The organism is Microbacterium sp. Leaf351, assembly GCF_001423825.1.
GTDB lineage: Bacteria > Actinomycetota > Actinomycetes > Actinomycetales > Microbacteriaceae > Microbacterium > Microbacterium ginsengisoli.
Genome location: NZ_LMPK01000036.1, coordinates 25,647 through 33,346, shown reverse-complemented (window position 1 = coordinate 33,346; position 7,700 = coordinate 25,647). Strand labels below are relative to the sequence as shown.

Here is a 7,700-nt window from a genome sequence, read left to right as displayed (position 1 = left end):
CCTCCGCTGCCGCCCGCCGCAGCGGAGCAGGAAGGCGCGTGCGGGTGGGGTGCGGCATCCGATGTCCTTCCTCGCCGGTTCGACGCGTCGCTGTCGATTCTCGCAAAGCCGCTCGGTACGCTCGGCCCATGAGCGAGCACACGCTGGGGGACGGGGCCGTGCTGCGCGGGGGGCGGCCGGGCGATGAGGCGGGGATACTCGCGAGCATCCATGCGCTCGCGGTCTACGAGAACGAGCCCGACGCCGTCGAGACCACGCTCGCCGACCTCACCGGCACCCTCTTCGGCGCGCAGCCCCAGGCCTTCGCGCATGTCGTCGAGAAGGACGGCGTGATCGTCGGTATCGCCCTCTGGTTCGTCACCTTCTCGACGTGGACAGGTCGTCACGGGATCTGGCTGGAAGACCTGTTCGTCGACGAGGCGCACCGCGGGAGCGGGTACGGTACGGCACTCATCGCCGCGCTCGCCGCCGTGTGCGAGGAGCGGGGCTACACCCGCCTCGAGTGGACGGTGCTCGACTGGAACGAACCGTCGATCCGCTTCTATCGGGAACTGGGGGCCGTGGCGATGGACGAATGGACGACGCAGCGCCTGTCGGGCGCCGCTCTGCACGCGGTGGCGACGCGATGAGGGTCGCGGTCTTCGGGGCCACGGGTGCCGCGGGTCGACGGATCGTGGATGCCGCCACCCGCCGTGGGCACGACGTGTTCGCCCTGTCGCGGGCGACGGGTGTCGACGTGCTCGTCCTCGGCCAGGTGCGTGAGGCGCTCGCCGGAGCGGATGCGGTCATCGATGCGGTGAACACGCCGACCTTGCACGCGCAGGAGGCGACGGAGTTCTTCCGGGCAGCGGCCGCGAACATCGTGCGCGCGTCGGCCGAGCACGGTGTGACGCGTGTCGTCGCGCTCTCGATCGTCGGCATCGACCGCAACCCCCACGGCTACTACGCCGGCAAGCTCGCACAGGAACGGGTCTACGCAGACGCGTCCGTGTCGCACACGATCGTCCGCGCGACACAGTTCCACGAGTTCGCCGGGCAGATCTGGTCGTCAGGCGGATGGGGCCCGGTGCACGCGGTGTTCCCGGCGCGCCTGCAGCCTGTCGATCTGGGAGAGCTCGCCGAGATCCTGGTGGACGCCGTCGAGGACGCGGAGGCGGGTGGCATCCGTCACGTCGCCGGCCCCCGCGTCGAGGAGCTTCCGCGTCTCGTGAAGGCGTGGGCACGCGCGGCCGGTCACCGGGGGATCCGGTTTCCGATCCCCGCGGCGACCGATCAGCTCAAGGGCATGCGCGACGGTGCGAACCTGCCGGACGCGGCGCTCGACGCGCCGCTGATCGTCGGCACGATCGACTTCGACGCCTGGCTCGCGACGCAGCGCACCCGCTGAGTCGGCCCACCCCTCAGCGACTCGCGACTTCGCGTACGAACGCGTCGACGTGCGCGCGCAGCGCGGTGATGCGCTCGGTGCGGGCGAGCTCGGGGTCGAACCCGGCGAACGAGCGAGAGGGGCGTCGGCGCACGTTCGCGGAGCACTCGAATCGTGCGCACACGAGCGTGCCGATCCCGTCGCCGCGACGCCCGGCCGCACCCGCTCGGCGTGCGGTGAAGAGCACCACGTCGTTCGGAAGTTCGACGTCGGAGCACCATGAGCACTGCGGGCGGCTGCGCGTGCGGGTCTCGGCCTCACGCAGCAGAACCCCGACGGGCTCGCCGTCGATGTCGGCGACGACGCAGCCGACGAGGGGCGCTCGGCGGTCGCGCCAGCCGAGGAAGTCGAGCGAGGACCAGTCTCGGCCGGCGAGATCGTCGGGGAGCACGAGGCTCTTCCGCTCGGAGAGGGAGGCATTGACAAGACACGCGCGCAGGCGCGCGTCGTCGAGGGGACGCATGGAGAAGGCCTTTCGAGATTGACGATCCGGCGAGCCGGCGGAAGAGGTGCGCACTTGCAGAGGTGCGCGCGATGAAGGCGCTCAGCGCGCCGTCGATGCCGATGCACGGGGCATCGGCGACCTCCTCACGCCCGAGGGCGTCGTCTTCCCGTTGTTCACGGCGGCAGTCTATGCCCGCCGGTGTCCGCGCGGATCAGAGCGAGGGGACGGCGGCGAGCACGCCGTGGATGGCCAGCTCCACCCCGATCGCGAGGATGAGGAAGCCCATCACCCGGGTGAGCGCCCCGATCCCCGTCGGTCCGAGCTTGTCCACCAGCGGGGTGCCGTAGCGCAGCACGAGGGCGACGACCACGGCGATCACGACGGATGCCGCGGCGATCGCCACCCGGTCGAGGACGTCGGGGTTGCGCGCGGCGAGCCCGATCACGACGCCGATGGCACCTGGCCCGGCGACCAGCGGCAGGGCCATGGGGGAGAAGCTGATGTCGGCCTTGGTCTGGGCTTCGGTCTGCTCGTCGGGGGTCGCGACGACCCGGGGCACGATCATGCCGAATCCGGCGTGCATCACCACCAGTCCGCCGGCGATCTGCAGGGCCGCGAGGCTGATTCCGAGCACCGAGAGCAGCACGGTGCCGATCGCCGTGAAGACCACGAGGATGCCGCCGACGTAGAGGCCCGTGCGCCACGCCTGCGCGTGCTGCGTGCGTGCGTCGAATCTCGACGTGAGTCCGGCGAACGCGGCGACGGCGCCGACGGGGTTCGTGATCGGCAGGAGGGCGGCGAGCGTCGCGATGAAGACGGTGATCACCCCCACATTGTGGCGGATGGGAGGTCGAGCTCGCGGCATCGGCGGTCATTGGCGCCATGATGGGTGGATGGCCGACGACCCCCGCCAGGTGCGCACCCGCGCCGCGCTCGACGCGGCGCTGCGCGCCCTGCTGCGAGAGCGGCGCCTTGACCAGATCACCGTCTCCGATCTGTGCCGCGAGGCCGGCGTGCACCGCACCACCTTCTACGGGCACGCGACCGATGTGCTCGACTTCGCGATGCGCTCTTTCGCCGGCGAGATCGACCGACTCGGCACCGTCGACGCCGACGCCCAGGGCGGCGACGCCGAGGCGCTGGCGGTCGTCTACACCTCGGCACTCGTCGACACACTCGACGCGGTCGTCGCCGAGCGCGACGTCTACCGGGCGCTCTTCGGGGGCCCGACCGGCGCTGTGTTCGGGGGGATGCTCGCACAGCGGCTCGCCGACCGCGCCGAGATCGCGCTGCACTCCTTCACCGCCCGCGCGGTCGCGGGTGCGCCGACGGATGCCGCGGCCCGCCGTGAGGCGGCCGCGTACATCGGAGCCGGCGTCGCCGCGTTCATCCGCGCCTTCGCGGGTGTCGACGACCGCGAGACGGCGGAGGCCGCCGAGCGGGCCAGAGCGCTCCTACCGGCGTGGTGGCCCGGCACCTCTGCGGCATCCGATCGCTTCTGATATCCTGAGGCGTCACCCACGTGACGCGCGTTTGCGCGCGCGCCCGTGAGGACGCCAACAATCCGCTTCGCTCCGGCTCGAAGCATCCGCTCGCACTCTCGTGGCGTGCGGCGTCGCGAAAACTCTCCGCTTCTCGTGGGCAGACACGCGTGCCGGGGCCAGAACACCCTCCACTAGGACACCCCACTACATGACTACTGCAACGACCGCCCCGGCCACCAAGCAGGTCGCGATCAACGACATCGGATCTGCCGAGGACTTCCTGGCCGCGGTCGAGAAGACCCTGAAGTTCTTCAACGACGGCGACCTCATCGAAGGCACCGTGGTGAAGATCGACCGCGACGAGGTTCTCCTCGACGTCGGCTACAAGACCGAGGGCGTCATCCCCTCGCGCGAGCTTTCCATCAAGCACGACGTCGACCCCAACGAGGTCGTCGAGGTCGGCGACCACGTCGAGGCGCTCGTCCTCCAGAAGGAGGACAAGGAAGGTCGCCTCATCCTGTCCAAGAAGCGCGCGCAGTACGAGCGCGCCTGGGGCGACGTGGAGAAGATCAAGGAGAACGACGGTGTCGTGACCGGTCAGGTCATCGAGGTCGTCAAGGGCGGCCTCATCGTCGACATCGGCCTCCGCGGCTTCCTCCCCGCCTCGCTCATCGAGCTGCGCCGCGTGCGCGACCTGACGCCGTACCTCGGCCAGGAGCTCGAGGCGAAGATCCTCGAACTCGACAAGAACCGCAACAACGTCGTGCTGTCGCGCCGCGCCCTGCTCGAGCAGACGCAGTCGGAGTCGCGCACCACGTTCCTCAACAACCTGCACAAGGGTCAGGTCCGCAAGGGCGTCGTCTCGTCGATCGTCAACTTCGGTGCGTTCGTCGACCTCGGCGGTGTGGACGGTCTCGTTCACGTGTCCGAGCTGTCGTGGAAGCACATCGAGCACGCGAGCGAGGTCGTGGAGGTGGGCCAGGAGGTCACCGTCGAGATCCTCGAGGTCGACCTCGACCGCGAGCGCGTGTCGCTCTCGCTCAAGGCGACCCAGGAGGACCCGTGGCAGGTCTTCGCCCGCACGCACGCGATCGGCCAGGTCACGCCCGGTAAGGTCACCAAGCTCGTGCCGTTCGGTGCGTTCGTGCGCGTCGCTGACGGCATCGAGGGCCTCGTGCACATCTCGGAGCTCTCCGGCAAGCACGTCGAGCTCGCCGAGCAGGTCGTGTCGGTCGGCGAAGAGGTCTTCGTCAAGGTCATCGACATCGACCTCGAGCGTCGTCGCATCTCGCTCTCGCTGAAGCAGGCGAACGAGTCGGTCGACCCGTACGGCACTGAGTTCGACCCGGCCCTGTACGGCATGGCCACCGAGTACGACGAGAACGGGGAGTACAAGTTCCCCGAGGGCTTCGACCCGGAGACCAACGCCTGGAAGGAAGGCTTCGAGGAGCAGCGCGAGAAGTGGGAGCAGGAATACGCTGCCGCCCAGTCGCGCTGGGAGGCGCACAAGTCCCAGGTCGCGAAGACGCTCGAGGCCGAGGCCGCCGGCTTCGGCTCGGTCGACGCCGCACCGTCCTCCTTCTCGAGCGATGAGGGCCCCTCGGGCACTCTCGCCGACGACGAGGCTCTCGCCGCGCTTCGTGAGAAGCTCGCCGGCAACTGACCTGCACCATTCCGCAGCACGACGCGGGCCGGAGCCTACGGGCTCCGGCCCGCGTCGTCGTCCGGGGCACCGAGACGGGTAGCGTGAAGGGGTGACGGACTTCTCGGGGCACCTTCCCGGGAGCAGGTCCTACCGGCGCCTGCTCGCCGGGCTCTTCTTCGCCGGCGTCGCCACCTTCGCCCAGCTCTACTCGCCGCAGGCCGTGCTCCCGTTCATCGCCGCCGACTTCTCCGTGTCGGCCGCGGGCGCCGCACTGTCGGTGTCCGCGGCCACTCTCGGCCTCGCGGTCGCGGTTCTTCCCTGGTCGATCGTCGCCGACCGCATCGGCCGCGTGCCGGCTATGGCCGCAGGCGTGTCCGCGGCGACCCTGTTCGGACTGCTTGCGCCGCTGCTGCCCACGCTGCCGCTGCTGCTCGCCGCGCGCCTCGTCGAGGGCATCGCTCTCGGAGCGGTGCCCGCCCTCGCGCTCGCGTACCTCGCCGAGGAGGTCGACGCCCGGCATACGGCCGCGGCGGCGGGATCGTACGTGGCCGGCACGACGATCGGCGGACTCGCCGGACGCATCATCGCCGGTCCCTTCGGGGAGCTCGGTCACTGGCGCATCGGGGTGTTCGTGGTCGCGCTCGTGTGCGCCGGCTCGGCGGTGCTCTTCCTCGTGCTCGCGCCCCGTGCGCGCGGGTTCGCCGCGGCATCCGCTCTGACCCTCACCCGTGTGCGCGCGGCACTCGTCGGCAACCTGCGCTCCCGCATGCAATGGGCGCTCTACGCGCAGGGATTCCTGTTGATGGGCGGGTTCGTCGCGCTGTTCAACTATCTCGGCTTCGAGCTCGCGGGTCCGGCGTACGGCGTGCCCGCCTGGCTCGTGAGCCTGATCTTCGTGGCCTACCTCGCCGGCACGGCCTCCTCGCCGTGGGCGGGCCGGCTGGCGTCACGGCACGGCCGGCGTCGGGTGCTCGTCGCCTCGATCGGCATGTTCGTGGTCGGCATCGCGCTCACCGTCGTTCCGTCGCTGCCGGTGGTGATCGTCGGGCTCCTCGTGTTCACGGCAGGTTTCTTCGCGGCGCACGCGATCGCGTCGGGTTGGGCGCCCGTGTCAGCGGCGCCCGGTGGTCGCGCGCAGGCATCCGCGCTCTACAACCTCGGCTACTACATCGGGTCGAGTCTGTTCGGCTGGGCACTCGGACTGGTGTTCGCGGGTCTCGGCTGGCCGGCCCTCGCGGCCGCCGTGATCGCGCTGGAGCTGACCGCCGCCCTCATCGCTCTGACGCTCCTCCCGGGCCGCGGCGCCCGCCCGGTGCAGGCGGCGTCATGACGCGCCCGTCGGATCGGTCGGCACGGAGGGTCTCGGGGCGGTAACGTCGCACTATGCCGTCAACTGGCGCAGGAGAGGGGTCGACTCCGCCGGGGAGCCAGGCGAACGACGTCCTGCAGGTCATCCTGCATCGGGCGGTCACGATGTTCAGTCTGCCTCCGCTGCTGGAGAGCGCTCGCGCGCGCGCAGTGATCGTCTTGCAGACGACGCTGTTCGCGGCGATCGGCCTGCTCGCGCTCTGGACGTTCCTGTTCCCGCTGCCGGGAGACGTGGGCCTGTTCGCCGTCGGCCTCGTGCTGCTGTTCGGGGCCACGTGCGCCGCGTTCATCGTTCCGTGGGGGAGTCTGAACGCGTGGGCGAGCCTTGCGCTTCCGCTGCTGGACGTCGTCGCCATCTATGTGATGCGGCAGGCGGCGCCCACCGCCGGTATCGGCGGCATGCTCGTGCTGCCGGTGATCTGGCTGTCGGTGTTCTTCGGGGCTACCGGGTATCTCGTCTCCCTCGTCTCGGTGGTGGGGCTGTTCGTGATCCTCCCCACGATCGACGCGAGACAGACCCTCGGGTTCGCGACCATCACGACACCGCTCGTCTTCCTGATCGTGGCGACGCTCAGCCTCGTCGGTGCCCGACAGCTCGCGTCTCAGCGTCGGCTGTTCTCCCGTCAGCGCGATGCGATGTCCATCACCCTGCAGCGCTCCCTCCGACAGGAGGTGTTGCTGGCGGAGGTGCTCGACACCATCGACTTCGGCGTGCTCCGACTCGGCGCCGACGGCTCGATCACCGTCGCGAACGAGGCGCACGACCGGTTGCAGCGCGCGGCGCGGGTCGCCGACAGCGCGACCCCGAGCGGGACCGCATCGGTCTACGCCGCCGACGGTGCCACCCCGCTCGATGCGCACGACATCCCGTTCGCGCGCGCCGCGCGGGGCGAGGTGTTCGACAACCAGGTGGTGTGGTTCGGCGCACCGGGATCGCGCCGGCGTGCGCTGAGCGTGTCGGTGCGCCGCACCTTCGCCGCCGACGGAGCCGACTCGGGGGCGGTCATCGTCTCCCGCGACGTCACGAGCGAGCTCACGGCTCTGCGCGCCCGCGACTCGCTCGTCGCGTCCGTCTCGCACGAGCTTCGCACGCCGCTCACCTCGATCATCGGATACCTCGAGCTCGCCATCGACGACCCCGACGTCCCGGCGCACGCGCGCGGCAGTCTGGAGGTCGCGGAGCGCAACGCCGAGCGACTCCTCGGCATCGTGTCGGACATCCTCACGGCCTCGAGTCGATCGGAGATGTCGGCGGACCTGACCGTGGCGCAGCAGGACATCGACGTCGCCGAGATGCTGCGGGCCAGCGGCGTCGCCTATCGCCCGAGCGCC

Annotated in this window: 7 protein-coding genes and 1 pseudogene; 6 read left to right on the top strand and 2 right to left on the bottom strand. The window is 70.5% G+C overall.

Going from position 1 to position 7,700, the window contains the following annotated elements:
* Positions 1 to 128 precede the first annotated feature (128 nt).
* Entirely contained in the window at positions 129 to 629 is a 501-nt protein-coding gene (locus tag ASG00_RS12095; RefSeq protein ID WP_200930926.1) for a GNAT family N-acetyltransferase, read from the top strand.
* A complete protein-coding gene (locus tag ASG00_RS12090) occupies positions 626 to 1,387 on the top strand; it encodes an SDR family oxidoreductase (protein ID WP_056520035.1) in 762 nt (253 codons plus the stop codon). The genes ASG00_RS12095 and ASG00_RS12090 overlap by 4 nt, the downstream gene beginning before the upstream one ends.
* A gap of 13 nt (positions 1,388 to 1,400) precedes the next feature.
* Here ASG00_RS12090 and ASG00_RS12085 read toward each other — a convergent pair whose 3' ends face one another.
* Both ASG00_RS12085 and ASG00_RS12080 read right to left on the bottom strand, forming a co-directional pair.
* Positions 1,401 to 1,889, bottom strand: a complete 489-nt coding sequence (locus ASG00_RS12085) for an FBP domain-containing protein (RefSeq protein ID WP_056209908.1) — start codon at positions 1,887 to 1,889, stop codon at positions 1,401 to 1,403.
* 193 nt (positions 1,890 to 2,082) lie between these two features.
* Positions 2,083 to 2,697 carry a MarC family protein gene (locus ASG00_RS12080; RefSeq protein ID WP_082483240.1) on the bottom strand — a complete coding sequence of 205 codons (615 nt, stop codon included), beginning with the start codon at positions 2,695 to 2,697 and terminating at the stop codon, positions 2,083 to 2,085.
* A 67-nt stretch (positions 2,698 to 2,764) separates the two neighbouring features.
* Here ASG00_RS12080 and ASG00_RS12075 point away from each other — a divergent pair, with 67 nt between their 5' ends.
* From ASG00_RS12075 to ASG00_RS18995, 4 genes and pseudogenes are all read left to right on the top strand, one after another.
* A complete protein-coding gene (locus ASG00_RS12075) occupies positions 2,765 to 3,373 on the top strand; it encodes a hypothetical protein (protein WP_056209904.1) in 609 nt (202 codons plus the stop codon).
* Between the two features lie 190 nt (positions 3,374 to 3,563).
* Entirely contained in the window at positions 3,564 to 5,018 is a 1,455-nt protein-coding gene (gene rpsA, locus ASG00_RS12070; RefSeq protein ID WP_056209902.1) for a 30S ribosomal protein S1, read from the top strand.
* Positions 5,019 to 5,109: 91 nt separating this feature from the next.
* Positions 5,110 to 6,330 carry an MFS transporter gene (locus ASG00_RS12065; RefSeq protein ID WP_056209900.1) on the top strand — a complete coding sequence of 407 codons (1,221 nt, stop codon included), beginning with the start codon at positions 5,110 to 5,112 and terminating at the stop codon, positions 6,328 to 6,330.
* Between the two features lie 53 nt (positions 6,331 to 6,383).
* A pseudogene (locus ASG00_RS18995) lies at positions 6,384 to 7,700 on the top strand (histidine kinase dimerization/phospho-acceptor domain-containing protein); the annotation flags it as partial.